Annotated in this window: 24 protein-coding genes; 15 read left to right on the forward strand and 9 right to left on the reverse strand. The window is 68.9% G+C overall.

The annotated features are described in order from the left end of the window. Positions 1 to 2 precede the first annotated feature (2 nt). Complete coding sequence (locus tag ACQPYH_RS03780) at positions 3 to 719, reverse strand: hypothetical protein (protein ID WP_432886565.1); 717 nt, start codon at positions 717 to 719, stop codon at positions 3 to 5. Between the two features lie 289 nt (positions 720 to 1,008). Here ACQPYH_RS03780 and ACQPYH_RS03785 point away from each other — a divergent pair, with 289 nt between their 5' ends. The 4 genes from ACQPYH_RS03785 (at position 1,009) to ACQPYH_RS03800 (ending at position 3,769) form a co-directional block, all read left to right on the forward strand. Then, positions 1,009 to 1,824: a DUF4397 domain-containing protein gene (locus tag ACQPYH_RS03785; RefSeq protein ID WP_432886568.1), complete on the forward strand. Its 816-nt coding sequence runs from the start codon at positions 1,009 to 1,011 to the stop codon at positions 1,822 to 1,824. A 146-nt stretch (positions 1,825 to 1,970) separates the two neighbouring features. Continuing rightward, positions 1,971 to 2,474 (forward strand): class F sortase, encoded by a 504-nt coding sequence (locus tag ACQPYH_RS03790; protein ID WP_432886571.1) that lies wholly within the window; start codon positions 1,971 to 1,973, stop codon positions 2,472 to 2,474. A 17-nt stretch (positions 2,475 to 2,491) separates the two neighbouring features. Continuing rightward, complete coding sequence (locus ACQPYH_RS03795; RefSeq protein ID WP_432886574.1) at positions 2,492 to 3,109, forward strand: L-threonylcarbamoyladenylate synthase; 618 nt, start codon at positions 2,492 to 2,494, stop codon at positions 3,107 to 3,109. 12 nt (positions 3,110 to 3,121) lie between these two features. Further along, positions 3,122 to 3,769 carry a nitroreductase family protein gene (locus ACQPYH_RS03800; RefSeq protein WP_432886577.1) on the forward strand — a complete coding sequence of 216 codons (648 nt, stop codon included), beginning with the start codon at positions 3,122 to 3,124 and terminating at the stop codon, positions 3,767 to 3,769. Here the strand turns inward: ACQPYH_RS03800 and ACQPYH_RS03805 are convergent, their stop codons facing one another. After that, on the reverse strand, positions 3,770 to 4,261 hold the full coding sequence (locus ACQPYH_RS03805; RefSeq protein WP_432886580.1) for a DNA polymerase ligase N-terminal domain-containing protein: 492 nt from the start codon (positions 4,259 to 4,261) through the stop codon (positions 3,770 to 3,772). It abuts the gene before it with no gap. A 127-nt stretch (positions 4,262 to 4,388) separates the two neighbouring features. Between ACQPYH_RS03805 and ACQPYH_RS03810 the strand changes: the two genes are divergently transcribed. Beyond that, on the forward strand, positions 4,389 to 4,565 hold the full coding sequence (locus ACQPYH_RS03810) for a hypothetical protein (RefSeq protein WP_198681793.1): 177 nt from the start codon (positions 4,389 to 4,391) through the stop codon (positions 4,563 to 4,565). 29 nt (positions 4,566 to 4,594) lie between these two features. Here ACQPYH_RS03810 and ACQPYH_RS03815 read toward each other — a convergent pair whose 3' ends face one another. Continuing rightward, complete coding sequence (locus ACQPYH_RS03815; protein ID WP_432886584.1) at positions 4,595 to 5,656, reverse strand: serine hydrolase domain-containing protein; 1,062 nt, start codon at positions 5,654 to 5,656, stop codon at positions 4,595 to 4,597. Positions 5,657 to 5,695: 39 nt separating this feature from the next. Then, the gene (locus ACQPYH_RS03820; protein WP_432886587.1) at positions 5,696 to 6,595 is read right to left on the reverse strand and encodes a TIGR03564 family F420-dependent LLM class oxidoreductase; all 900 of its coding nucleotides are present in this window, start codon (positions 6,593 to 6,595) and stop codon (positions 5,696 to 5,698) included. 78 nt (positions 6,596 to 6,673) lie between these two features. On the opposite strand from ACQPYH_RS03820, the gene ACQPYH_RS03825 reads away from it, so the two are divergent. The 9 genes from ACQPYH_RS03825 (at position 6,674) to ACQPYH_RS03865 (ending at position 18,969) form a co-directional block, all read left to right on the forward strand. Further along, positions 6,674 to 7,546 carry a LysR family transcriptional regulator gene (locus tag ACQPYH_RS03825; protein ID WP_432886590.1) on the forward strand — a complete coding sequence of 291 codons (873 nt, stop codon included), beginning with the start codon at positions 6,674 to 6,676 and terminating at the stop codon, positions 7,544 to 7,546. Positions 7,547 to 7,813: 267 nt separating this feature from the next. Then, entirely contained in the window at positions 7,814 to 10,093 is a 2,280-nt protein-coding gene (locus ACQPYH_RS03830; protein WP_432886592.1) for an MFS transporter, read from the forward strand. A gap of 123 nt (positions 10,094 to 10,216) precedes the next feature. Then, on the forward strand, positions 10,217 to 11,449 hold the full coding sequence (locus ACQPYH_RS03835; protein WP_432886595.1) for an IS30 family transposase: 1,233 nt from the start codon (positions 10,217 to 10,219) through the stop codon (positions 11,447 to 11,449). Positions 11,450 to 11,583: 134 nt separating this feature from the next. Then, a complete protein-coding gene (locus ACQPYH_RS03840; RefSeq protein ID WP_432886598.1) occupies positions 11,584 to 12,882 on the forward strand; it encodes an SWIM zinc finger family protein in 1,299 nt (432 codons plus the stop codon). Next, positions 12,879 to 14,282, forward strand: coding sequence for a DUF5691 domain-containing protein (locus ACQPYH_RS03845; RefSeq protein WP_432886601.1), 1,404 nt, complete (start codon positions 12,879 to 12,881; stop codon positions 14,280 to 14,282). Before ACQPYH_RS03840 ends, ACQPYH_RS03845 begins: the two co-directional genes overlap by 4 nt. After that, on the forward strand, positions 14,279 to 15,361 hold the full coding sequence (locus ACQPYH_RS03850) for an ATP-binding protein (RefSeq protein WP_432886604.1): 1,083 nt from the start codon (positions 14,279 to 14,281) through the stop codon (positions 15,359 to 15,361). The genes ACQPYH_RS03845 and ACQPYH_RS03850 overlap by 4 nt, the downstream gene beginning before the upstream one ends. Beyond that, the gene (locus ACQPYH_RS03855; RefSeq protein WP_432886607.1) at positions 15,358 to 17,526 is read left to right on the forward strand and encodes a DUF5682 family protein; all 2,169 of its coding nucleotides are present in this window, start codon (positions 15,358 to 15,360) and stop codon (positions 17,524 to 17,526) included. The genes ACQPYH_RS03850 and ACQPYH_RS03855 overlap by 4 nt, the downstream gene beginning before the upstream one ends. Beyond that, complete coding sequence (locus ACQPYH_RS03860; RefSeq protein ID WP_432886610.1) at positions 17,523 to 18,671, forward strand: VWA domain-containing protein; 1,149 nt, start codon at positions 17,523 to 17,525, stop codon at positions 18,669 to 18,671. The genes ACQPYH_RS03855 and ACQPYH_RS03860 overlap by 4 nt, the downstream gene beginning before the upstream one ends. Before the next feature lie 10 nt (positions 18,672 to 18,681). Then, the gene (locus ACQPYH_RS03865; RefSeq protein WP_432886613.1) at positions 18,682 to 18,969 is read left to right on the forward strand and encodes a hypothetical protein; all 288 of its coding nucleotides are present in this window, start codon (positions 18,682 to 18,684) and stop codon (positions 18,967 to 18,969) included. Positions 18,970 to 18,996: 27 nt separating this feature from the next. Here the strand turns inward: ACQPYH_RS03865 and ACQPYH_RS03870 are convergent, their stop codons facing one another. Continuing rightward, positions 18,997 to 19,341, reverse strand: a complete 345-nt coding sequence (locus tag ACQPYH_RS03870) for a YciI family protein (protein ID WP_130446075.1) — start codon at positions 19,339 to 19,341, stop codon at positions 18,997 to 18,999. Then, entirely contained in the window at positions 19,338 to 20,210 is an 873-nt protein-coding gene (locus ACQPYH_RS03875; protein WP_432886616.1) for an aldo/keto reductase, read from the reverse strand. Before ACQPYH_RS03875 ends, ACQPYH_RS03870 begins: the two co-directional genes overlap by 4 nt. A 223-nt stretch (positions 20,211 to 20,433) precedes the next feature. Here ACQPYH_RS03875 and ACQPYH_RS03880 point away from each other — a divergent pair, with 223 nt between their 5' ends. Further along, a complete protein-coding gene (locus tag ACQPYH_RS03880) occupies positions 20,434 to 21,003 on the forward strand; it encodes a TIGR03086 family metal-binding protein (protein ID WP_432886619.1) in 570 nt (189 codons plus the stop codon). On the opposite strand, the gene ACQPYH_RS03885 is transcribed toward ACQPYH_RS03880, so the two are convergent. From ACQPYH_RS03885 to ACQPYH_RS03895, 3 genes are all read right to left on the reverse strand, one after another. Next, positions 20,977 to 22,146, reverse strand: coding sequence for a hypothetical protein (locus ACQPYH_RS03885; RefSeq protein ID WP_432894335.1), 1,170 nt, complete (start codon positions 22,144 to 22,146; stop codon positions 20,977 to 20,979). The two genes, ACQPYH_RS03880 and ACQPYH_RS03885, sit on opposite strands and share 27 nt — an antisense overlap. Continuing rightward, the gene (locus ACQPYH_RS03890) at positions 22,130 to 23,200 is read right to left on the reverse strand and encodes a glycosyltransferase (protein ID WP_432886622.1); all 1,071 of its coding nucleotides are present in this window, start codon (positions 23,198 to 23,200) and stop codon (positions 22,130 to 22,132) included. Before ACQPYH_RS03890 ends, ACQPYH_RS03885 begins: the two co-directional genes overlap by 17 nt. Before the next feature lie 376 nt (positions 23,201 to 23,576). Next, a complete protein-coding gene (locus ACQPYH_RS03895; RefSeq protein WP_432886625.1) occupies positions 23,577 to 24,113 on the reverse strand; it encodes a GrpB family protein in 537 nt (178 codons plus the stop codon). Positions 24,114 to 24,164: the final 51 nt, after the last annotated feature.

Here is a 24,164-nt window from a genome sequence, read left to right on the forward strand (position 1 = left end):
AGTCAGCGTGGCAGATCCAGTTGGAGGACGACGAGGGCCTTGCTTGCCGGGATGCCGGACTGGATCCCGAGGATGGGCGGATCGCCGACCGCGCAGCGGGTCTCGGTCAGCAGCGGGCAGATCGCGTTGAGCAGACCGCTGGTCACGGTGACGTCGGTCGGCAGGGTCCCGCCGGCGGAGGAGGTGAGCGGCCGGATGGCTGCGCCGGCTCGCGTCGACGTCGACGGGGAGGCGAGCACCGCGGATCCGGACAGCGTGTACGTCAGCTTGATCCTGGTGGCGGAGACGGTCAGCGGCAGGTCATCCGCGGCGGTGACCGTGGTGTTCTCGATCGGCACCGTCTGGTCGTCGGCGACCACCTTCAGGTTGGTGACCCGGGGCGTTGTCCGGGCCATCATTCCGGGCAGGTGGTCGCCGGACGACGGCAACTGCAGCGGCAGGATGTCGGTGGCCGCAGGCAACATCACGTTCTCGGTCATGTCGAACGAGCCGTCCCGGTGCGGTACGGCGATCAGCTGGATGCCGGGCACCGTCTCGCCCGGACCGGGCGTGGTCGCCCTGGCCGTCGGAGCACTACCCGACGGGCGCGAACTGTTCAGCCCGGGGCTCGGCGCGACCGGGATCGCGGCGATGTTGGAACAAGCGACGGTCGCGCTGTACCCCAGCACCAGCGCGACCGCCGCCAGGATTCGAACTCCCGTCCGTCCGGTCTCCTCCACCCCCGATGTCCGCTCGGGGAGGAACCCGTGAAGCAGCCGCGAGCCAGGTCCTGACACGAGTCACCGTCTCCCCATAACGGACCTGACCATAATCGAGACCAGCGCGGCCCCTTCCGGACAGGTCGGACTAGCGCTTAGGATACGCCCGAATTCGGGGGGTAGGGAAATGCTTACGCTATTTTCTGGAGAACGGCGGAGGGGGAAGGAAATGCAGGAACGGAGCGTGTCCGGGCAATTCCGGGCGGTATCCCTGAGTATTTCGAGAATTCGCGGTCCGGTAATTCGCAGGGTGTTGTCGCTGCTGCTCGCCGTAACGGTGGCGGCAGCGCCGGCGGTCCTGACGGTGCCGGCGCAGGCTGCCGCGGGGGCCAACCTGTACTTCGTCCAGGGGCTGCCGGGGCGCAGTCTGGACATCAGTGTCGACGGTCATCAGGTCGCCACCGCAGTCGCGGGTGGGAAGCTGGTCGGGCCCTTCGGGGTTGCCTCCGGCAAGCGGATGATCACTGCCAAGCAAGGCGGGAAGGTGGTCATCCAGCGTGAGGTCTCGGCCGGATCCGGGGCCAGTCTGGACGTCGTCATCCACCAACCGGTGTCGCCGACGGGTCAGCCGCTGATCACGTCGTACGCGAACAAGCTGACCGCGGTGCCGGCGGACAAAGCCGGATTGCGGGTTGCGCACGATGCGGCGGTCGGGCCGGCTGACATTCGGGTCAACGGAAAGGTGCTATTCCGTAACGTAGCGAACGGTGAATCACTCGACGTAGTCGTTCCGGCGGGTACTTACAAGGTCGACATCGTTCCTACCGGCGCAACGTCACCGGTTGTTCTCGGTCCGTTGGACCTGCCGGTGAAGGCCGGTTACCTGACCCGGGTCTTCGCGATCGGCGCACCGAGCCAGAAGACGATGACCGTTGCCCTGGGCACGATCAAGGTACCGGCCACCGGGTCGGCGAAACCGGGTGTGGTGAACACCGGAACAGGTGGACAGGCGGCAGGGCTCGACCAGGCGCAGAGCCCTGCCGGACAGTCCGGACTGTGGGTCGTGGTGTTCCTCGCCGCACTGGGTGTCGCGGTAGTCACTGCCCGGAAGGTGGTCCGCCGCTGAAACGCGGACTGCTCGGTACGGCGCTGTGCTGTCTCGCCCTGGCGGGTTGTGCCGCCGGGGCGGACGGCGCGGTGCCGACACCGACGCCTACGTTCGGCTTCACGTTCGAGGGCACACCGTCTGCCGTGCCCTCCCCGACGGAGCCGATGTCAGCACCGCCGGGACGGGTCGGCACGCCCGCCCCGAGTCAGCGCGTGCGCTTCATCCCGCAACAGGTCGTGCTGCCGGGCGGCAAGGACGCACCGGTGCTTCCGGCAACTACCGTCAGCGGGCAACTCCAGGTGCCGTCCAAGCCGCAATGGGTCGGCTGGTGGGACGGCGGCGCCGAGGCCGGTGATCCGTTCGGCTCGGTGGTGCTCGCGGGCCACGTCGACTCGAAGGACCAGGGACTCGGCTTCTTCATTCGCCTCAAGGGCGTGCGGATCGGTGAGATCGTCGTACTGAACGGCTCCGGCCATACCGCGTCGTACCGAGTCGTGTCGATCAAGTCGGTACGGAAGGATGCGCTTGCGACCAAGAGCGGCGCGTTCGACCAGACCGTCGATCATCGGCTGGTCCTCATCACCTGCACAGGTGCGTACGACGCCTCGCAGGGCGGCTACGAGGACAACCTCGTGGTGACCGCGACCCCGATCGGCCTGGCCAAGTAGGGCTAAGCTCGCCGGTCATGGCCAGGTATTTCGACATCCATCCCGAGAACCCTCAGCGGCGGTCGATCGGGCAGGTGGTGGACCTCCTCCGCGAGGACGGGCTGATCGCATACCCGACCGACTCCTGCTACGCGCTCGGCTGCCAGCTGGGGAACCGGGACGGGATCGACCGGATCCGGACCATCCGGCAGCTGGACGACCGGCACCACTTCACGCTGGTCTGCGAGAACTTCGCCCAGCTCGGGCAGTTCGTGCACATCAGCAACGCCGTCTTCCGCTCGATCAAGGCGGCAACGCCTGGCAGCTACACCTTCATCCTCCCGGCCACCAAGGAGGTCCCGCGCCGCCTGCTGCACCCGAAGAAGAAGACCGTCGGCGTACGCATCCCGGACCACGTGGTCACCCAGGCACTGGTCGCGGAGCTCGGCGAGCCGCTCGTCTCCAGCACCCTGCTCCTCCCGGGCCAGGAGGAGCCGATGACGCAGGGCTGGGAGATCAAGGAAGAGCTCGACAACCAGATCGACGCCGTCATCGAGGGCGAGGCCGGCACCGAGCCGACCACCGTCGTCGACTTCTCCGAGGACGTCCCGGAACTCGTCCGGGTCGGTGCCGGAGACCCGACTCCCTTCGAGTGAGAGCATCTCCAGGTGGCCTATTCACTGGATCTGAATCCTGACGAGCTGCTGACGACCACCCGCACCGTCCGCAAGCGCCTCGACCTCGAGCGACCCGTGCCGATGGAGCTGATCCGGGAGTGCATCGAGATCGCTCTGCAGGCGCCGTCGGGGAGCAACCGGCAGACGTGGCACTGGCTGGTGATCACCGACGCCGAGAAGCGTGCGGCCATCGGTGAGTACTACCGCCGGTCGGTCGAGGACTACCTGGCCGGCCCGGGCGCGGCGGGCAAGCTGCACGCCGACGACCCCGAGCGTGGTCCGGTCCAGCGCCGTGTCGGCGACAGCGTGGCCTACCTGGGCGAGCGGATGGGCCAGGTCCCGGTGCTGGTGATCCCCTGCCTCAAGGTCCACTCGCTGCCTGCCGGAAACCAGGCCGGCCTGTGGGGCTCGATCCTGCCGTCAGCCTGGAGCTACATGCTCGCCGCCCGCGCCCGTGCTCTCGGTACGGCGTGGACCACCCTGCACCTCAGCTACGAGCAAGAGGTGTCGGAGCTGCTCGGTCTTCCGCAGGACATCCGTCAGACGGTGCTGATCCCGACGGCGTACACGATCGGGACCGACTTCAAGCCGGCCGCGCGCCAGCCGCTCGACGAAGTTCTCCACCTCGACAGCTGGTGATCACGAGGCGGCCATCTCCTCGATGGTCAGCCCGCTCAGCACCGAACGGGGCTCGGCCACCGTCAGGTCCAGCCCCGGATCGGCATCCGCGTCCTTCACCTTCACCAGCAGCCAATCCCCGCCGGTCCGGGTGAAGGCCCAGGCGCCGTTGAGCTTCACGCCGTGCAGTTGCACCTTCAAGTGTCCGCGTTCGATCGCCTCCGCGGGATCGAGGAGCTGGTGCCGGTCGTCGCGGGTCAGATTCGTGTAGACGCCGGCATCCCAGACGATCACGGCGCCACTGCCGTACTGCGCATCGCGGTGCACGCCCTCGTACGACGCGTACTCGAGATCGTGGTCCGTGGTGAACACCGCGAGCCGCTTCACGATCGGGTCCAGCGACGGCCCGCGCGGCACCGCCCACGACTTCAGCACCCCGTCCACCTCGAGCCGTACGTCGTAGTGCAGCCGCCTCGCATCGTGCAGCTGAACGACGAAAATCGGCTTCGGCATCAGGCTCCTGAGGATTTTGAATTACAACTAACGATCGGTCGTGAACCGGTTGTAGGCTTGCGTCTGGTTGGGAAACCAGCCCCCACAACCTTCCCATCACATCCGCCCCTGTCCAGAAGCAGGTGCCATGCCCGTAGCCCCCTCACCGGCGCGGCCGATCGCCGTCCAGATCCTCATCGCCGGACGCTGGATCGCAGGCCAGGAGCTCGGTCGACGGACCGGGACGGCCGGGGCCGACGAGGTTCTCGTCAGCCACCACGGCCATCTCGTCTGGGTCGACCAGCGCTCGGTCCGCGAGTCCTGAAAGCTGAAAGCCCTTACCACTAAGGGTTTTCAGCAAAGAGCTTTCGCAACCAGGTTGCCGATCTCGACCGCGGACGCGGAACCCGTCGGGTCGAACAGCGTCCTGGTCAGCGCGAACGCAACGCCTGAGCGCGTGTCGGCCCAGGCGATACTCCCGCCCATGCCCGGCCACCCGAAGGTCGCCGGGCTCTCCTCCGCTGTGGATCCCAGCCGGCCGATCGCATAGCCGAGCGCCATCGTTGCCGTATTGCCGAGCAACTCGTCCTGCGCGACCAGCGCCGGGCCGGTGATCACAGGCACGGCCTCGGGCCGGACCAGCCGTACGCCGTCCACCTCGCCGATCAGCCCGGCGTACAACCTGGCTATGCCGCGGGCGGTCAGGATCGCGCTCGACGGGTCCTCGATCGCCAACTGCTCGGGCCGGTTGAGCCCCGCGGCCCGCGGCTGCATCGACGGCGGCATGACCTTGCTGAACATCCCGGCCAGCATCGTGAACGTCTCCTCGGCGCCCTCGGGTTCAACCAGTGGGATCAGTCGGTCCCGCTGGTCGGACGGGAGCGCGAAGAACACGTCGTTCTCGATACCCAGCGGGGTAATCAGCTCTCGCAGTACGTCGGAGATCGACCGGCCGGTCGCGCGACGGACGATCTCACCGACCAGGAGGCCGAACGTCTCCGCGTGGTACGTCATCTTCGTGCCGGGCTCCCACCACGGCTCCGCGTCGGCGAGGTACGCCGGGATCGTGGGGAACGACTCGTGGGTCGCGTCCGGCGGCAGCGCCGGCAGGCCGACCGAGTGCGTCAGCACGTGCCGAAGCGTCGCCTTGTCCTTCCCACGCGCCCCGAACTCGGGCCAGATCTCCACGATCGGCTGGTCGTAATCGAGGACCCCGCGATCGACCAGCACATTCGCGACCGTCGCGGACGCGCCCTTCCCGGTCGAGGCCGCGTAGTACAAGGACTCCGACGTCACGCCGTCGCCGGCGACAGCGTCCACCAGCAGCTCACCGTGCCGGTAGACGGCTACCTGCAGCCCGAGTTCCGTCTCGACAAGTTCGTCGATCCGCTTCTGCACTATCTCTTGGAGTTCCATACAGGTACGTCGGAGCGAGCTTGGGACCTTTGACACCATCTATGCATAGTCCAACGCGAACCTGACCGTGCGCTCCACCTCCGCGTCCGTGCCGACCGGGCAGACCAGGAATTCCGTCGTACCGGCGTCCGCGTAGCGCTGCAGCTCCTTGGCCACCGTCTCCTCGTCGCCCAGGACCGCGGTCTCCTCCGGCCCGGCCTTGCCGCCGCGATCCAGCACCGCGCGGTACGACGGCATGTCGCCGGCCGCGCCGTAGTGGGACCCGATCCAGTTCCGCGTCGCATCCGGATCGTCCGTGACCGCGACGCAGACGCCCGCGATGACCTGGGGTTGCGGTCGGCCGGCGGCGGTCGCGGCTGCGTCGATCGTCGGGCGGATGAAGCTCTCGATGACCTCGGGGCCGGCCCAGCTGGTCGTCGTACCGGCGGTGAGTTCGCCGGCGGTCTTGAGCATCCGCGGGCCGAGCGCGGCCAGGATGAGTTCGGGCGCCTGGGCGCCGGCGATCGTGAGCTGGCCGCGGGCGGTCAGCCGCTCGCCCGCATAGTCGGTCGGCTCACCGGCGAGCAGCGGTCCGAGCGCCTCGATGTACTCGCGGACGTACGCCGCGGGGCGGTCCATCGAGAGCCCGAACATTCCTTCCACCATGTGCGGGTGGCTCGCGCCGACGCCGAGCGTCAGCCGGTTGCCGGTCAGCGCCTGCACGCTGAGCGCCTGCGCCGCGAGGGCGAGCGGGTGGCGCGGGTACACGGGGACGACGCCCACGGCGTACCCGATGGTCGAGGTGTACGACGCGACGCCGGCGATCAGCGTCAGCGCGTCCCAGCCGAGTCGCTGGCTGAACCAGACCCGGTCGATGCCGTTGTCCTCGGCGGCCTTCGCGGCGGCGCCGATCTCGTCGATGGTCTTGCCCTCTTCGTCGATCCACAGTCCGATCCTCATGTCCACCAGTCAACGAGACTCGAGGCCGCCGACCCAGACGCAGTTAGGCTGTACAGCGATAAGGAGTCGTGATCGCTGATGGAGCTGCGGCAGTTGCGGTACTTCGTCACCGTCGCCGAGGAGCTGCACTTCGGCCGGGCCGCCGAGCGACTGAACATCGTCCAGCCCGCGGTCAGCCAACAGGTCGCCCGGCTCGAACGCGAGCTCGGCCTGCGGCTCCTCGACCGATCGTCCCGGCACGTGCGGCTGACCGGCGACGGCGAACGCATGCTGCGCGAGGCCCGCGCCGTCCTGTCGGCCGCGGATCGAGCCGCCGAGGTCGCCGCGGAGCTCGCCTCCGGGCGTTCCGGCGTACTCCGCATCGGCACCGCACCGGGCTTGCGGGACCGGCTGGAACGCGGCCTGACCGCCCTCCGTGCGAACACGCCCGACCTCGAGATCCAGCTCAGCTCCGGCTCGACGGCGGAGTACCTGACTGCGCTGCGGTCGGGGGAGTTGGACATCGCCTTCGTGCGCGGCGATGTCGCGGCCGCCGATCTGCAGGTCATCGAGCTCTGGCGCGATCCGTTGTCCGTTCTGGTCCCGACGGCGTACCGGTCGGACGACGGCGTCAAGCTGGTCGACCTTGCCGGGCTCCCGCTCCGGCTGCCTGCCGACGACACCTGGCTGCGCGACCACCTGGTGGCCGCGTGCCGTGAGGCCGGCTTCGAGCCGTTGGTCGGTCGGCCGATCGAGGACTTCGAGTCGGCGGTCGTCGAGATGTCGACGGGGTCGCCGGCCTGGACCGTCGTCTACGGGACGGCCTGCGAATCTGCGGAGGGTGCGCTCTGGATGGGTCTGCTCAATCCGCCCTCAACGGCACCGGGCAACCTGGTGATGGGGCCGGGGCAGACGGAGTGCGCTCACGTCCTCGTCGAGGCGTTCGGCGATGAACCCCCCGGCGGGCCCTGACAGCTCCGCCGAGGGGTGTTGATTACTCAACAAACACGGGATCGTACGGCGGAAAGCCTGTTCCGAGGAGGGCTCGTCTCATAATTCGCCGCGATCTTTCGGCGAACGATTGCTGCCTCCCGGTGATCGGTTGCTGACACAGCGGGGATATTGTTGGTAGTTGCAACCAAAATATCGGGCTGTGTGAGGACAAGTCAGCCGTTTCCGCCTCGGGACAGTGCATAGCGCTGCCCCGGTCGTCGCGATCCCGCCGTACGAACGGAAACCATGTCTGCCACCACTCAGACCCGCTATCGCTCGAGGTACGCCGAGGGCGAGCCGGACACAACACCGGTGCCACCGCCACCACCGACGCCACCGATGGCTGCCGCTGAACTGTCGCACCGGGAGATCCTGGAGATCCTCGCCGGACTGCTCGCGGCGCTGTTCACCGCGGTCCTGAGCTCGACGATCGTCAGCAACGCGCTGCCGACGATCATCGCGGACCTCGAAGGCTCGCAGACGCAGTACACCTGGGTCGTCACCGCCAGCCTGCTCGCGATGACCGTGTCGACGCCGGTGTGGGGCAAGCTGTCGGACCTGATCAGCAAGAAGCTGCTGGTGCAGCTCGCGATCATCATGTTCGTCACCGGCTCGGTGCTGGCCGGCGCCTCGCAGAACGTGCCGTTCCTGATCGGCGCGCGGGTCCTGCAGGGGCTCGCGATGGGCGGTTTGATGGCGCTCGCGCAGGCGATCATCGGTGCGGCGATCCCGCCGCGGAACCGCGGTCGGTACTCGGGCTACATGGGTGCCGTGATGGCGCTCGCGACCGTGTCCGGACCGCTCGTCGGCGGCGTGATCGTGGACACCTCGTGGCTGGGCTGGCGCTGGTGCTTCTACGTGTGCGTGCCGCTCGCCGTACTGTCGCTGATCGTTCTGCAGCGGTTCCTGCACCTGCCGGTGGTGAAGCGCAAGGTCAAGATGGACTACCTCGGCGCGCTGCTGATCGCGGGCGCCGCCAGCCTGCCGCTGATCTGGGTGTCGTTCGCAGGCGAGCACTTCCCGTGGTGGTCCTGGCAGACCGGCGCCTACCTCGGCGGTACGGCGGTGCTCGCGCTGCTGGCCGTGGTGGTCGAGGTGCATGCGCGTGAGCCGCTCGTACCGGTCAAGGTCGTGCGGGAGCGGACGACGGCGTTGGCGATCCTCGCGAGCCTCTCGGTGGGGATCGCGATGTTCGGCAGCGCGGTGTTCCTGGGGCAGTACTTCCAGGTGGCGCGCGGGTACAGCGCGACCGAGGCCGGGTTGCTGACGATCCCGATGATGTTCGGGTCGTTCCTCGGGTCGGTCGGGTCCGGGCAGCTGATCACGCGCTTCGGGAAGTGGAAGCGGTACCTGGTGCTCGGCGGGTTGTTCCTGACCGCGGGGCTCGGCGTACTCGGGACGATCGACCACACGTCGCCGTACTGGTACATCGGGCTCGGGATGCTCTCGATGGGCATCGGGATGGGCATGATGATGCAGAACCTGGTGCTCGCCGTACAGAACACCGTGGACGTCAGCGAGGTCGGGGCGGCTAGTGCGTCGGTCACGTTCTTCCGCAGCCTCGGCGGTGCGGTCGGGGTGTCGGTCCTCGGCGCAGTGTTGGCGGCGCGGGTGACGGATTCGATCATGGAGCACATTCGCGCGCTCGGTCCGGCTGCGGCTGCTGCTGCGCAGGGTGGGTCGGGGAGTGTGCTGGACGTGAACTCGCTGCCGGCGCCGGTTGCGGAGATCGTGCGGCAGGCGTACGGCGACGCGACCGGGCGGATCTTCGTGATCGCGGCCGGCGCTGCCGTGGTGAGCCTGCTGGCGGTGCTCTTCATCCGCGAGGTGCCGCTGCGGCAAACTGTCGCGATGGGCCCGGACGGTACGGCGTCGTCGGACCTGTCTGGCGCGGGCTCGGCTTCGGGCGTGCCCGGAGCGACCGCGGCTTCGGATGACCCGGCCGAGCGTGCGGCTGTGGTGGCGCTCGACGTGATCACGTCGGCCGAGCGGACGGCCCGCGAACGTGAGCGCGAAGCCAACGAGCGCGTGCAGGCGGCCGCGACGGTGATCCGGCAGATGCGTACCGACGTGAAGGACCTGTTCACCCGCGTCGACCAGCAGATCGCCGACCTCGAGGACACGCTCCCCGGCGCCATCCCGCAACCCGCCGCCGCGATCCTCGACTCCCAGCGGCCCCAGGGCGAGCTCGTCGACGAGCTCCGCCGCTACGAACTGAGCGTCCTCAGCGCCAGCCAACGCACAGCCGACCACCTCCGAGCCACCGCGCGAGCCGAGGCCGACCAACTCCTCTCCGAAGCCAAGTCTGAAGAAGAAGAGATCCGGGCGCGGATCGCCGAACTCCAGTTGGTGGAAGAACGCCTGCTGGGCACAGTCCGCGACACCCTCTCCACAACCCCACCCCCGCCAGCGTCGAGCCCGCCGTCTCCGTTCCCGTCCGACGGCTCGTCGCCGTACCTGCCGCACGCCACCGGCAACGGCTACCCGGACGCCACCGCCACCCCAGACCGCCAACCCTTTGGCTAACTCTCCTCGCCGAGTCGTGGCGATCGGCGGCTGGGCTGTCCGCCGAGTCGTGAGTTTCGGCTCGTTTCAGCAGCTTGGGTTCATGGGGTGGTTGCAACACCTGGGTTTCTTGGAGGTGTTGTGATGGCTGAGGCTGGTAGGCCGTCGGTGGCGCGGGAGTTGCAGCGGTTGTTTTGGTTGCGGGTGCGGTCGGGGTTGGGTTATGAGGATGCGGCGCGGGTGGTGGGGGTGGCGGCGACGGTCGCGCGCAGGTGGGTGCGTCAGGGTGGCGGCATGCCGATGGTTGATCTGAGCGGTGTGTCGGGGCGGTATCTGAGTCTGGCCGAGCGGGAGGAGATCGCGGTTGGGCTGGCCGAGCGGTGCAGTGTTCGGGAGATCGCTCGGCGGCTGGGCCGGTCGGCGTCGACGGTAAGCCGCGAGATCCGGCGTTACAGCGCGACCCGGCTGTACCGTTCCCGGCCGGACCGAGACGGTTGCGCGGTGCCGTTGTATCGCGCGAGCTTGGCGCAGTCGAGGGCGGACAAGGCCGCGCGGCGGCCGAAGCCTGCCAGACTGGCGGTGCAGCAGCGGTTGCGGTGGCGGGTGCAGGCCGGTTTGCGGCTGCGGTGGAGCCCGGAGCAGATCGCCCGGCGGCTGCGCCAGGACTTTCCCGATGCACCGGAGATGTGGGTGTCGCACGAGACGATCTACCAAGCCCTGTACGTGCAGGGCCGTGGTGGGCTGCGCCGCGAGCTGACCCGCTGCCTGCGCACCGGCCGCGCGCTGCGGATCCCGCAGCGGCGCCCGGACGAACGCCGCGGCCGGATCCCCGGCATGGTGATGATCTCCGAGCGGCCGGCCGAGGCCGCCGACCGGGCAGTGCCGGGGCACTGGGAAGGCGACCTGATCACCGGCGCCGCCAACAAGTCCGCGATCGGCACCCTGGTGGAGCGCACCACCCGTTACGTCATGCTGCTGCACCTACCCACCGAACACACCGCCGACCAGGTCCAGGCCGCCATGCTCGACGCGATCGCCACCCTCCCCCGGCACCTGTGGCGCTCACTCACCTGGGACCAGGGCAGCGAGATGGCCCGCCACCGCGAACTCAGCCTCGCAGCCGACCTGCCGATCTACTTCTGCGACCCCCACAGCCCCTGGCAACGCGGCTCCAACGAGAACACCAACGGACTACTACGCCAGTACTTCCCCAAAGCCACCAACCTGTCCACCCACACACCCGAACACCTCACCGACGTCGCCGTCCAACTCAACGGCCGCCCCCGCAAAACCCTCAACTGGCAAACCCCCGCCGAAGCCCTCAACCAACTACTCTCAAACCCCTATCCCACACGCGGTGTTGCCACCACCCCTTGAAACCACCCAGCCTCTATCCACGACTCGGCGAACCCGCCGGCCGCCTTTCGCCACGACTCGGCGGGGGCGGCCCGGGAGTGGGATGTCGGGGGTGGGTGGCATGCTTCGGGTAAGGCCGTGGTGAGGGAGTGGGTGTGGGGTTGTGGGACGTGGAGCAGGTGTTGGGGCTGGCGCCTGATGCTGCGTCCGCGAAGGCTGGGCAGGGGTTGGCCCGGGCTGAGAAGTGGTCGGAGGCCGGTGCGTCCGACCGCGCGGTGTGGGGGCTGTGCCAGGGGAGCGGCAAGCAGCCGTACCAAACCGCCGTCGACCTGAGCGGATCGGCGTACAAGTGCTCGTGCCCGAGCCGGAAGTTCCCCTGCAAGCACGCACTGGGACTGATGCTGCTCAACGCCGCGGGTGAGGTGCGGCCGGGTGATGAGCCCGATTGGGTGAAGACCTGGGTGGACCAGCGTGCCGCCCGGGCCGACCAGCCGGAGCGGAAGCCTGGCGAGGTCGCCGACCCGATCGCAGCCCAGCAGCGCGCCGTACGTCGTGCCGATCGGGTGTCGAGCGGCATGGCCGAGCTGAAAGGCTGGTTGGACGACCAGGTCCGCGTCGGCCTCGGCGGGTTCGACCAGCGTGCGTACACCGAGCTCAGCCGCCTCGCCGCGCGCATGGTCGACGCTCAAGCGCCAGGCGTCGCAGGAGCGGTACGACGTGCAGCGGGCGTCGTCGGACGCGGGCACGGATGGCCCGGCGAGCTGCTTGAGGAGCTGTCCCTCGTCCACCTGATCGTCTCCGCCCACGACCGCCTCGCCGACCTCCCGCCGACGCTGGCCGACACCGTTCAGAGCAGGATCGGTTGGTCGACCGAGACCGCCCGCGTCCTCGCTGAGGGCGAGAAGGTCCACGACGACTGGCTGGTGCTCGGTCGCGTGATCGAGCCCGACGACCGCCTCACCGTCCGCCGCGTCTGGTTGCGCGGGGCAACAACTGGCCGGCTCGGCCTGATCCTCACGTTCGCCGCCGCCGGCCGCCCACTGGACCCGCTCCCCGCGCGCCCAGGTGAGTACGTCCCCGGCACGCTCTCGTTCTACCCGGGCGCCCTCCCGATGCGCGCCCTCCTCACGCAGACCGATCCCCGCCAGCCCGCGCCACGTCCGAGCGGTTTCACAGCCCATCAAGCGCTCACGTCGTACGTCGAATCGCTCGCAGCTGACCCGTGGAACGAACGCTGGCCGTTGGTCCTCCAGGACGTACGACCGGCCCGCCACGGTGACGGATGGGCGCTGGTCGATGCGGGCGGAGATGCGCTCGAGCTGCTGCCGGGATGGGATGCGTGGAAGCTCCTCGCGGTGTCGGCAGGCGATCCCATCACGGTCGCCGGCGAATGGAACCGCGCAGGCCTGCGCCCGATGACCTGCTGGCACGGCGATCGGCCGGTGATCCTGTGAAGGGTTGGGACGGTCTCGTCAGCTCGGCGCTCCTCGGCACCGATCGCCGGCCCGCGCACTTCGAGGAGCTCCCGGAACACATCCAGGAACGCCTCGGCGACGGCGGCCTCCTCGACGCGGCCGCGCTCGCGACTGTCTACAAACGCGCCGGCCGTAAGCCGCTCCGCGAACTCGAGCCGATCCCAGCCGCGCCGGGCGAGGACAGGCCGCTGCCACGTCCGGCGGCGATCCGTCGCCTCGCCGCGATGCTCGGCGGGTTCCAGACCTCCGCGCTCGGTGAGTGGTTGCGTGCAGCCGACGCCCGTGGCTGGGGTGTGCCGCCGGAACACCTGCCGGCTCTCGCGGACTACGCCCGCCACCGCGCCGAGTACCGTCCGCTCGTGATTGCAGCCGCCGGCCGGCGTGCACGCTGGCTGGCGGATCTGAACCCCGAGTGGCGCTACCTCCACGCCGCAGTTGCTGAGAGCAACGACCCGGAGTACTGGACGCACGGAAACGCCGTCCAGCGGCGCACCTGGCTACGCACGCTTCGTCAGCAGGACCCGCAGGCAGCTCGCGAGGCGCTCACGGAGGTCTGGCCGACCGAATCCGCAGCCACCCGAGCCGACTTCCTCGGCCTGCTCACCGACGGTTTGTCCTTGCAGGACGAGGACTTCCTGGAGTCCGCCCTCGACGACCGTTCGCGTGAGGTACGCCGGGGCGCCGCGCGCCTGCTCGCGCGCATAGCCGGCTCGAAGTACGGCGAACGTATGACCGAGCGTCTGCACTCGCACCTGATCCCGAGCCAGGGCGTCCTCGCGGTCGACCTGCCGAAGCGGCTGTCGCAGTCGATGGAACGCGACGGCATCGACTCGCAGAACCCGGAAGGTGTCGGCAAACGCGCCTGGTGGTTCCTGCAGATCGTTGCCAACACACCGATGTCGGCGATGGACCTCGCGTGGTTGCAGACCCCTGTCGAAGGTTCCGCGCCCGACATTCTCCAAGCCGGCTGGACCGAGGCCGCCATCCGTGAAGGTTCCGCCGAGTGGGCGCGTGCCCTCCTGCAGTCGGAAGCCTCGACCGGTGACCGCAGTCCGGCGGAGCTGCTCCGCTTGCTACCCGCCGACGAGTGGGCCCGCGCGGTCGACGTACTGCGGAAGACGGTCGACGTCACCGAGCTTGTCGGCGGGCTTCCGGTCCCCTGGCCGGAGTCGCTTGCGAGCATGATCCTCGACCAGCTCGCCAAGGTCGGCTCCAACCGCGCCTGGGCTCGGCTCGCCAGCATCGCGGCCCGCGCCGTACCGCCCGACGTACTCAACCATCCGATCACCCGGGAATCCACCGGCGAGGAAGACACCTGGCGCCGCCGCCTGGTGGAGACCTTGACCTTCCGCCGCGAAATGTACGAGGAGCTCTCATGACGACCGAAGTCCTTCGCCCGCACGCGGAAGTCGAGTACGCCGACGAGCTGCGAGCGCTCAAGGCCGCCGACGACAAACCGCGTCCGCCTGCCTGGCAGCTGTCGCCGTCGGCTGTCGTCACGTACCTGCTCGGCGGCACGGCGGGCGACACCGAGATCTCACCGAAGTACGTCGGTCCGCGCCGGCTGGTCGAGGTTGCGGTCGCGACCCTCGCGACGGATCGAGCCCTGCTGCTGCTCGGCGTACCGGGAACGGCGAAGACCTGGGTGAGTGAGCATCTCGCCGCCGCGATCAGCGGGGATTCGACGCTGCTCGTGCAGGGTACGGCGGGCACTGCCGAGGAAGCGATCCGGTACGGGTGGAACTACGCCCAGTTGATTGCCCAGGGCCCCAGTGAGGCGGCGCTCGTGCCGAGTCCGGTGCAGCGCGCGATGGCCGACGCGAAGATCGCCCGGATCGAAGAGCTCACGCGCATGCCGTCCGACGTACAGGACGCGCTGATCACGATCCTGTCCGAGAAGGCGCTGCCGATCTCCGAGCTGGCGACGGAAGTCCAAGCCCGTAAGGGATTCAACGTCATTGCCACCGCCAACGATCGCGACAAGGGCGTCAACGAGCTGTCGTCGGCGCTGCGCAGGCGCTTCAATACCGTCGTACTTCCGCTGCCCGAATCCGCGGACGACGAGGTCGAGATCGTCTCGCGCCGGGTCGCGCAGCTCGGTTCGGCGCTTGAGTTGCCGCAGCCGGACGACGCGCTCGACGAGATCCGCCGCGTGGTGACGATCTTCCGCGAGCTGCGGTCCGGTCGCACGGAGGACGGTCGTACGGCGGTCAAGTCGCCGTCGGCCACCCTGTCGACGGCCGAGGCGATCAGCGTCGTCACCGGCGGTCTCGCGCTCGCCGCCCATTTCGGCGACGGCGTACTGCGGCCGACGGATGTTGCCGGCGGCATCCTTGGTGCGGTCGTGAAGGACCCGGCCGCGGACCGGGTCGTGTGGTCGGAGTACCTCGAGACCGTGGTGCGCGAGCGCGACGACTGGGCGCCGTTCTACCGGGCCTGCCGAGAGATCTCCGGATGACCGTTCACCTACTCGGGATCCGGCACCACGGGCCGGGATCGGCGCGCGCGGTGGCGACCGCGCTGGCCGAGCTCCGGCCTGACGTGGTGCTGATCGAGGGGCCGCCGGAGGCCGACAAGATCGTCGAGCTGGCGGCCTCGGAGGAGATGGAGCCGCCGGTTGCTCTGCTGGCGTACGCCGTCGACGACTCGACGCGGGCCGCGTTCTGGCCGTTCGCGGTGTTCAGTCCTGAGTGGCAGGCGATCAAATACGGGCTGGCGGCCGGAGTGCCGGTGCGGTTCTGCGACCTGCCTGCGGCGCAACAGTTCGCCTCGTCAGGCGGGCGGTCTGTGTCGATGGATCCGCTCGCGACGTTGGCCGAAGCGGGCGGGTACGACGATCCCGAGCGTTGGTGGGACGACGTGATCGAGTCGCGGCGTGATGGTGCCGAGCCGTTCACCGTCATCGCCGACGCGATGCGTGAACTGCGTCGCGACTCGGAGGCGAAGGGCCGCGAAGCGCAGCGCGAGGCCTACATGCGGACCGTTCTCCGCAAGGCGATCCGCGAGGGCTTCGAACGGATCGCGGTGGTCTGCGGCGCCTGGCATGTGCCTGCTTTGGAGCTTCCGTTGCCTCCAGCAACACATGATCAGCGGATCCTGAAGGGCCTGCCGAAGAGGAAGATCGCCTGCACGTGGGTGCCGTGGACGCACGGTAGGCTGGCGGCAACGAGCGGGTACGGCGCCGGCATCACTTCACCCGGTTGGTACCACCACCTGTTCACAGCGCCCGATCAGATCACCACACGCTGGCTGTCGAAGGTCGCCCAGGTACTGCGGGACGAGGATCTACCCATCTCCAGCGCCCACGTGATCGAAGCGGTGCGACTCGCGGACACCCTTGCCGCGTTGAGGGAACGCCCGCTCGCCGGCCTGAGCGAGGTGACCGAGGCAACACGGGCGGTGCTTTGCGGCGGAAACGACGTACTGCTGGATCTCGTGACGAGGGAAGCTGTTGTCGGCGAGCTACTCGGGTCCGTGCCGGGCGAGACGCCGCAGGCGCCGGTCGCGGCCGACCTGGCGGCGCACGCGCGGCGGTTGCGGATGAAGCGGGACGCGACCGAGCGCGTGATCGAACTCGATCTGCGGAAGTCGAACGACCTGGAGAAGTCCAGACTCCTGCACAGGTTGAGGATTATCGGTGTGCACTGGGGTGTCCCGGCCGTCGACGAACGGCGCGCACAGGGCACCTTCCGCGAGATGTGGCGGCTGGCCTGGGATCCGGGACTCGAGGTCGAGTTGGTTGCCGCAGGCGCCCACGGTACGACGGTCCTCGGCGCCGCGACCACCGTGATGCTGAAGGCCGCCGACTCGCCGACGTTGGCCGACGTCACGGCCGCGCTGGAGAGGTCGCTTCTCGCCGATCTCGCGGACGCACTTCCGCCTTTGCTGCAAGGGATCGACACTCGTGCGGCCGCCGATGCGGATGTCGGTCACCTGATGGCCGCGCTCCCCGCTCTCGCGCGAGCCTCCCGGTACGGCGACGTACGCGGGACCGATACCGCCGGTCTCGCGTCGGTCGCGGGGCGGATGGTGTCGCGGGTGTGTGCGGGGCTCGGGCGGACGGTCCACGGTCTGGATCCGGATGCGGCGACCGCCGTACAGGAACTGATCGACGGGGTGCAGGACGCGACCGTGCTGCTCGCCGAGGACGTGCGCGTCGAGTGGCTGAACACGTTGGAAGGGCTGAGCGATCGCGCGTCGGTGCCGCCGCTGATCCGAGGGCGGTTGACGCGGTTGATGCTGGACACGTCACGGCTGCCGGATCACGAGGTCGCACTGCGCTTGGGGCGGGCGTTGTCGCCAGGTACGGCTACTGCGGAGGCGGCCGGGTACGTCGAGGGATTCCTTGCCGGTGGCGGGTTGTTGCTCGTGCACGACGAGCGGCTGCTCGCGCTGGTGGACGAGTGGCTGGGCGCGATCCCGGACGATGCGTTCGTCGAGGTGCTGCCGTTGTTGCGGCGTACCTTCGGGACCTTCGCGGCGCCGGAGCGACGCTCGATCGGGGCGCGGGCGCGCGTGCTCGCGGACCCGGCTTCTCTCGTTGTTGCTGACGACAACGATCTCGACGCCGAGTTGGCCGCGACAGCGTTGCCGGTCGTTGCTCAGCTGCTGGGGGTGTCATGAACGACGAGCGGATGCGGCGCTGGCGGCTCGTGCTGGGTGGCGAGGCCGAGGAAGAGACGGGTACGACGCTGTCGTCCGAGGACCGCTCCGTCGACGCCGCGCTGGCCGCGCTGTACGACGCCGCGGAGGGCGAGGCCGGGAGCCAGCGGTCGTCCGGGTTGGGCTCCTCGGCGCCGCGCGTCGCGCGGTGGTTGGGCGATATCCGGCAGTACTTCCCGAGCACCGTCGTACAGGTCATGCAGCGGGACGCGGTCGAGCGGCTCGGCATCACGCGGATGCTGATGGAGCCGGAGCTGCTCGGCGCGGTCGAGCCCGACGTACACCTGGTCAGCACGCTGCTTGCGCTCAACGAGGTGATGCCTGAGGAGACCAAGCAGACCGCGCGGGACGTGGTCGGCCGGGTCGTCGCCGAACTCGAGGCTCGACTGGCGGAGCGGACGCGGGCAGCGGTCACGGGTGCGCTCGACCGGGCCGGACGGACGGCGAGGCCGCGGCACTCGGACATCGACTGGGACCGGACGATCCAGATCAACCTCAAGCACTTCTCGCCGACGCTCGGGACGATCGTGCCGGACCGGTTGGTCGGCTACGCGCGACGGAACCACAGCGTGCAGCGGGACATCGTGCTGGCGATCGACCAATCGGGGTCGATGGCGGAGTCGGTGGTCTACGCGTCGCTGTTCGGTGCCGTGCTCGGCTCGATCCGGACGCTGCGGACGTCGCTGGTCGTCTTCGACACCGCTGTGGTTGATCTGACGGATCAGCTCGACGACCCGGTCGACGTACTGTTCGGGACGCAGTTGGGCGGCGGGACGGATATCAACCGCGCGCTGGCGTACTGCGAAGAACTCGTGACGAAGCCGGCCGAGACGGTGCTGGTGCTGATCTCCGACCTGTACGAGGGCGGCGTACGGGAAGAGATGCTGCGGCGGGCGCGTTCCTTGGTGGAGTCCGGCGTACAGGTGATCGCTCTGCTGGCGCTGGCGGACTCGGGCACCCCGTCGTACGACGCCGAGAACGCTGCGGCGCTGGCGGATCTCGGCGTACCGACGTTTGCCTGCACACCGGACCTGTTCCCGGACCTGATGGCTGCGGCTATCCGGCACGAGGACATCACCAGCTGGGCATCCACAAACTTGACGTGAGAGGAACCCGATGACCACCGTCGAACTGACCCGCTTCCGCGTGCTCGCCGAGAAGACCGAGGAGCTGCTGGCCGCCAGGGTCGACATGCTGAAGGACTTCGAGGCTGATCGAGCTGGATTCCTGGGCGCGCGGTTGGTGCAGCTGCCCGACAACGAGTGGCTGGACATCGTCGAGTGGGCGACGCCGGAGGACTACGCCACCTCCAGCGAGAAGGGCCCGAACCTTCCTGGGATCGCCCGGTTCTTCGCGGCAATCGACTCGCTCGTCGTGGCCGAAGAGGGCACTCTGACCGAGTGAAGATCAGCGGGACCTGCACCTGCAGCGTCAGCCCGCGATCTCCAGGATGTCGATCGGGGTGTAGGGGTCGGCCTCGGCGAAGCGGAGGGCCCACTGGACGGCCTCCTCCTTCGAGTCGACGCGGATGATCGAGACGCCCGCGACGAGTTCCTTGGTCTCGGCGAACGGCCCGTCGATCACCCGCGGCTGACCCGGCACCGGGAACGTGACCCGCGCACCACGCGAACTCGGCATCAGCCCCTCACCGAGCACCAGCACTCCGGCCTGACGCATCTCCTCGAGCACGGCATCCGCCCGCTCGAGGATCTCCGGGTCGGGCGGATTACCCGCCTCGAGATTGTCATTGGTCTTGTGCAGCAGCATGTACCTCATAGCCGAGACCTTAGACCGGCCCAGAACGCATCGGGGATCTCGTGATCCAGCCACGCCGCGATCTCGGTGATCTCCCGCGGGCTCCGCGCGCCGACGACCACGGCCGGTACGGCGGGGTGCCTCAACGGGAACTGCACCGCAGCCGCCAGCAGCGGTACGTCGTACCGCCGGCACAGCTCCCGCAGTACGTCGATCCGGCGGAGCACGTCCTTCGGGACCCGCTCGTATCCGTGGGGCGCGCCGTCCGCGGTGTCGGCGAGGACCCCGCCCTGGAACACCCCGGCGGCGAGCACGGCGACATCGAGCTTCTCGCACAGCGGCAGGAGCTCGTCCTCACCGCTCTGGTCGAGGAGCGTGTACCGCCCGGCGAGCAGGATGCAGTCGACTCCAGAGGTCTCCCGGAGGAAGCGCGCCGCCACATCCGCATGATTCACGCCGAGCGAGATCGCCCCGATCGTGCCGCGCCCCCGGAGCTCGGTGAGCGCCCGGAACGCCTCGGTGGACGCGGTCAGGTAGTCGAGCTCAGGGTCGTGGATGTGCAGGATGTCGATCCGATCGATCCCCATCCGTTCGAGGCTGGCCTCGAGCGATCGGATCGTCGCGGCGTACGAGTAATCGAGCCTCGGCCCGATCCCGGCCGGCGGCTCGGCCCAGATCGGCTGCAGATCCGGGCCGCCCGGCTCGATCAGCCGCCCGACCTTGCTGCACAGCACGAACTCGCCCCGTGATCGACCGCGCAACGCGAGGCCGGCCCGCTGCTCGGACACGCCGTACCCATAGACCGGCGCGGTGTCGAACAGCCGAACCCCCAACTCCCAGGCCCGATCAATCGTCGCCACCGCCTGCTGCTGCGGAACGGCCGCAAACATCCCCCCGATCGAAGCAAGTCCCAACCCCAACTCACTGACCCGCAACCCCGTCCGCCCCAACTCAACCATCCGCACCCCAACGACCCTAGAAGTCCCCACCGACAGTCTTCGGCGCTAACGACAGGAGGTAGTCGCCGTTTCACGCTGGCTAGACGCCGGGCCCAGCGGGGAGGGATGGACTACCTCCTGTTCTTACGGCCGGCAGATGGGCAAGATGCGTTCCATGGGCGAGATCGCGGAGCGGTACCGGCGGCGGGCCGAGGCGTTCGAGCGGAAGGTTGCGGCCGTGGCGCCGGACCAGTGGGAGAACCAGTCGCCGTGCGTGAAATGGACCGCGCGGGACGTGGTCGAGCATGTCGTCACGATGCACGGTGTGATGCTGATCCCGGTCGCCCGGAAGCTAGAGCCGTCGGACGATCCGCTGACCGCCTTCCAGGAGGCGCGCGCCGCGATCGAGGATGTCCTCGACGATCCCGTCGCCGCGTTGAGTGAGAGCGATACGCCGGGCGGCCGGATGACGACCGAGCAGCACATCGATCAGGTGATCTCCGACGACCTCGTCCTCCACGGCTGGGACCTCGCCCGCGCGACCGGTCAGGACGAGACGATCGAGCCGGTCGACATCGAGCGACTCTGGGCGACAGCGGCAGCGATCCCGCCGGACCTGATGGCGAAGTACCGCACGCCCGGCGCATTCGGCGAGGGCATCGAGGTGTACGGCGCTGAGGTACCCGTCGCGCCCGACGCCCCACTCCAGAACCGCCTCCTAGGCCTCCTCGGCCGCCAGCCCTAACCCCACCCGCCGTGCCGGGGCGTAGTAGATGTCGGGGGTTGGGCAGAGGGGGGCGCTGCTGAGGTCGGACGGCTGGGACAGGAGTACGGCGTGGCCGCGGGCGATTGCCGGGGCCAGGTACTCGTGCCCGGGCAGGTCCGCGACCGCCGTACGGCAGCCGAGCGCCATGCCCTCGAACAGCGCCGTCGTCGAGACCCCGACCTGGTACGTCGCCGTGGCGAGCAGATCCAGCGTGCTGCCGCCGGTCGACAGCTGCACCCCGGACGGGATCGTGTAGTCCTCGGGACGCTCGCTCGGGTGCAGCCGGTACACGACGTCGAGCGATGGATCTTCCTTCGCCACCGCGTCCGCGACCTGCACCAGCTCCGCTCCGACCGTCCCCTGCGACAGGAACACCACCCGCCGCGGATCCTTCGGTCCCGGCGTCGGCAGGAACGTCGCGCCGATGACCTCGGTCCGCATCCCCGCGGGCAGATCCGCGACGTCGGTCCAGTACGACCCGAAGCACCACAGCTCGTCCGGCTGATCGGCGACCGTCGGCCGGCCTGGGTAGCTGTAGCCGAGGTGGAACGGGCTGATCGCGCCGTGCTGCAGCTCGACCACGCGGATCCCGAGGTCGCGAGCGGCGCCGACGATGTGCTGGTGGAAGTACGCGACGACGACGTACACGGTCTTGATCCGATGCCGCTTGAGCAGCGAGCGGTAGAGGGCGCGCAGTCGCAGGTGTTTCGGGACTTCGCGCGCAAGGATCGCGCCGACCGGGACCCGGACGCCGGTGATTTGTTGTAGTGCTTGGCTGATCCCTCGGTCGTCCGTCGTCCGGGGGTGGATCGCACCGGCGGCGGAGGTGAAGAAGTCCAGGTTCTTACTGCCGGGGAGCGGGGTGCCGTTGATACCCGAGTCGAGGATCAGAGCGCGGTCGCCGAGCGATGCGCGGAGTACGTCGGTGTAGATCTCAACACCGTTCGGTTTCCGCGGATGCGGTACGACGAGGGCGTCGTACCGGCCGGGGAACGGCGAGCGGGTGACGATCCCGGCGACATGCTTGGCGACCAGAGCGGCCTTGTCGTACGGCGTGCGTCGTACCGGATGGGGTGCGCCGTGGATGCCGGTGCGGCGGGTCAGCTCATGGAAGACGCGCATCCGGATGATCGGCCAGGGGTGAGCGCCTTTCGTCTGCCACTCGAGCAGCCCCAGGTCCGTCTCCACCTGCCAGATCGCCCGGCACAGCTCCGCCACCGTCGGCCGGTCCGGGGCCGTGGCCGGACCCGTGCCGTTCCCGGTACTCGTCATGGTTGATCCCTACTATCCCCGCGAGACTGCCGACGCCCGAGAAGAACCGGCGGACTGCCTTCAGCAGGTGCGTCTTCCGGCCGAGCAGCAGCCCGGCGAGGGCGAACCCGATCGCCGAGATCACCCGCGCCGAAGCATAGGCCAGCACGAGCACGTAGCTGATCGCGCCCGGGCGGATCAGCAGGCGGCTGATCGTGTCGCCGGAGCCGGAGCGGAACGCACGGCGTACCAGCCAGTGCAGCGTGGTCCGGCCGACCGGCACCTCCTCCGCGATGCACGCCTCCTCGCACCACACGATCCGGAAGCCGGCCCGGTGTACGCGGAGGAAGAAGTGCAGGTCGCTGGAGCCGGTGTAGCGGAACGCGGGATGGAATCCGGGCGTGACCGCGTGGTAGACGCGGCGGCTGACCAGCGTGTTGTTCGTGTACGCCTTGCGGAGCTCCTCGCCGGTGGTGTGCTTGCCGGTCGAGTCGTGTACGTCGCTGTAGTGGTTCCAGGGCGGCGCACCGGGCGGGAGGTTGCCCTTCACCGGGCCGGTGACGACGTCGGCGCCGGTGGACTCCCACGCGTGCAGAAGCTTTCCGAGCCAGCCGGCCGGGGCGGTCTCGTCGTCGTCCACGAAGATCAGGGCGTCGTCGTTCCAGCACAGCTCGACCGATTTCTCCCGCGCGAAGGGGATCCCCGGCTCCGGTTCGACCACCGATTGAATCGGGTACGGCGTACCTGCGCCGAACTCCTCCAGCACCGCCGCCGCCGACCCGTCCGCGTCGTTGTCCACCACCACGATCCGGATCGCATAATCCGAGTCCGCGGGCAGTTCCTGAGCCTGCAAACTGGTCAATAACCCCCGCAACAGAGCAGGTCGCCTGAAGGTAATCACCGCGATGGCGACACTGGTGCTCATGGCGCCCGAGACTATCGGTTCCCACAAGGACTCCGCTTCGCGGCGACAGTTCTTTCGGCGCCTTCGGCGCTGTGCCGGAGGCGGCACACGCGCTCAGGTGTTCGGCGGGGTGGATGTGGTGCCACGAATGGACACCGCTTCGCGGCGACTGTCCTTTGCGCCTCCGGCGGGGGCACGGACATCCGCTCACGCGGTCGGCGCGGTGGAGGTGCCTGCGCGAACTGACGCGGCTCCGCGGCGGCTGTTGGTGAGGCGGATGACGGTTGGCTTGTGGGGCCAGCCTGCGCGGGACGCGACCGGGGGTTGGTTGGGCCCGACGGGAGAGGCATCTGCCTGAGGAGCGGGTGCCGAGGGGTGATGTGGACGCACGCTCGCGTCAGGCGTCTGAGGGGGCGGGTTCCCAGCCGGCTTGTTGGGACCAGGTGTCTGCGCGGCGGATGGTTTGCCAGAACCAGGGGAGTTTGGCGTTGGTGTAGGCGGCGCGGTCGTCGGGGTGTTGGGCGGCTAGCGAGCGCTTGAGCGACTCGTAGGGAGCCAACTCCTCGGGGTGGGTGCGGAGGTAGTCGCGCAGGAGTAGCGGGAACTGTTGGGAGAAGCTGCCTAGCTTGCGTACGTGGATGTGGGTGCGCGGCGTGCCGGGTGGTTCGCGGAAGTACCTCTTGGTGCGTTCGGTGTTGTCGGGACGGTATACGTATCCACACGCCTCCAACGGCCCTCGAAACGGATCGACCGGCTCGAGAGCAGCGACGGAGATTTGGATGTCGACGATCGGCTTGGCGGCGAGACCGGGTACGGCGGTGGAGCCGATGTGGTCGATCCGCAGTGCGACGTCCCCGAGCGCGTCACGCAGCCCGTGGCCGAGTTCGGCGAACCGGTCCGCCCACGCGGCGTCGTACGACTCGATCCGGATCACGTCAGGGAAAGTACCGCTCCACAGGTCTCAATTGCAGGAAGTTGCAGAACC

It is taken from the genome of Kribbella sp. CA-245084 (assembly GCF_050942355.1).
In the GTDB taxonomy this organism is placed as follows: domain Bacteria; phylum Actinomycetota; class Actinomycetes; order Propionibacteriales; family Kribbellaceae; genus Kribbella.

Excerpts from the sequence above, each read along its gene's own strand:
- ACQPYH_RS03870 (WP_130446075.1), bottom strand. The coding sequence starts at position 19,341 with ATGAGGTACATGCTGCTGCACAAGACCAATGACAATCTCGAGGCGGGT.
- ACQPYH_RS03875 (WP_432886616.1), bottom strand. The coding sequence starts at position 20,210 with ATGTTTGCGGCCGTTCCGCAGCAGCAGGCGGTGGCGACGATTGATCGG.
- ACQPYH_RS03805 (WP_432886580.1), bottom strand. The coding sequence starts at position 4,261 with ATGCCGAAGCCGATTTTCGTCGTTCAGCTGCACGATGCGAGGCGGCTG.
- ACQPYH_RS03885 (WP_432894335.1), bottom strand. The coding sequence starts at position 22,146 with ATGCGCGTCTTCCATGAGCTGACCCGCCGCACCGGCATCCACGGCGCA.
- ACQPYH_RS03810 (WP_198681793.1), top strand. The coding sequence starts at position 4,389 with ATGCCCGTAGCCCCCTCACCGGCGCGGCCGATCGCCGTCCAGATCCTC.
- ACQPYH_RS03880 (WP_432886619.1), top strand. The coding sequence starts at position 20,434 with ATGGGCGAGATCGCGGAGCGGTACCGGCGGCGGGCCGAGGCGTTCGAG.
- ACQPYH_RS03815 (WP_432886584.1), bottom strand. The coding sequence starts at position 5,656 with ATGGAACTCCAAGAGATAGTGCAGAAGCGGATCGACGAACTTGTCGAG.
- ACQPYH_RS03825 (WP_432886590.1), top strand. The coding sequence starts at position 6,674 with ATGGAGCTGCGGCAGTTGCGGTACTTCGTCACCGTCGCCGAGGAGCTG.
- ACQPYH_RS03795 (WP_432886574.1), top strand. The coding sequence starts at position 2,492 with ATGGCCAGGTATTTCGACATCCATCCCGAGAACCCTCAGCGGCGGTCG.
- ACQPYH_RS03865 (WP_432886613.1), top strand. The coding sequence starts at position 18,682 with ATGACCACCGTCGAACTGACCCGCTTCCGCGTGCTCGCCGAGAAGACC.
- ACQPYH_RS03835 (WP_432886595.1), top strand. The coding sequence starts at position 10,217 with ATGGCTGAGGCTGGTAGGCCGTCGGTGGCGCGGGAGTTGCAGCGGTTG.
- ACQPYH_RS03890 (WP_432886622.1), bottom strand. The coding sequence starts at position 23,200 with ATGAGCACCAGTGTCGCCATCGCGGTGATTACCTTCAGGCGACCTGCT.
- ACQPYH_RS03830 (WP_432886592.1), top strand. The coding sequence starts at position 7,814 with ATGTCTGCCACCACTCAGACCCGCTATCGCTCGAGGTACGCCGAGGGC.
- ACQPYH_RS03790 (WP_432886571.1), top strand. The coding sequence starts at position 1,971 with ATGTCAGCACCGCCGGGACGGGTCGGCACGCCCGCCCCGAGTCAGCGC.
- ACQPYH_RS03820 (WP_432886587.1), bottom strand. The coding sequence starts at position 6,595 with ATGAGGATCGGACTGTGGATCGACGAAGAGGGCAAGACCATCGACGAG.
- ACQPYH_RS03860 (WP_432886610.1), top strand. The coding sequence starts at position 17,523 with ATGAACGACGAGCGGATGCGGCGCTGGCGGCTCGTGCTGGGTGGCGAG.
- ACQPYH_RS03855 (WP_432886607.1), top strand. The coding sequence starts at position 15,358 with ATGACCGTTCACCTACTCGGGATCCGGCACCACGGGCCGGGATCGGCG.
- ACQPYH_RS03850 (WP_432886604.1), top strand. The coding sequence starts at position 14,279 with ATGACGACCGAAGTCCTTCGCCCGCACGCGGAAGTCGAGTACGCCGAC.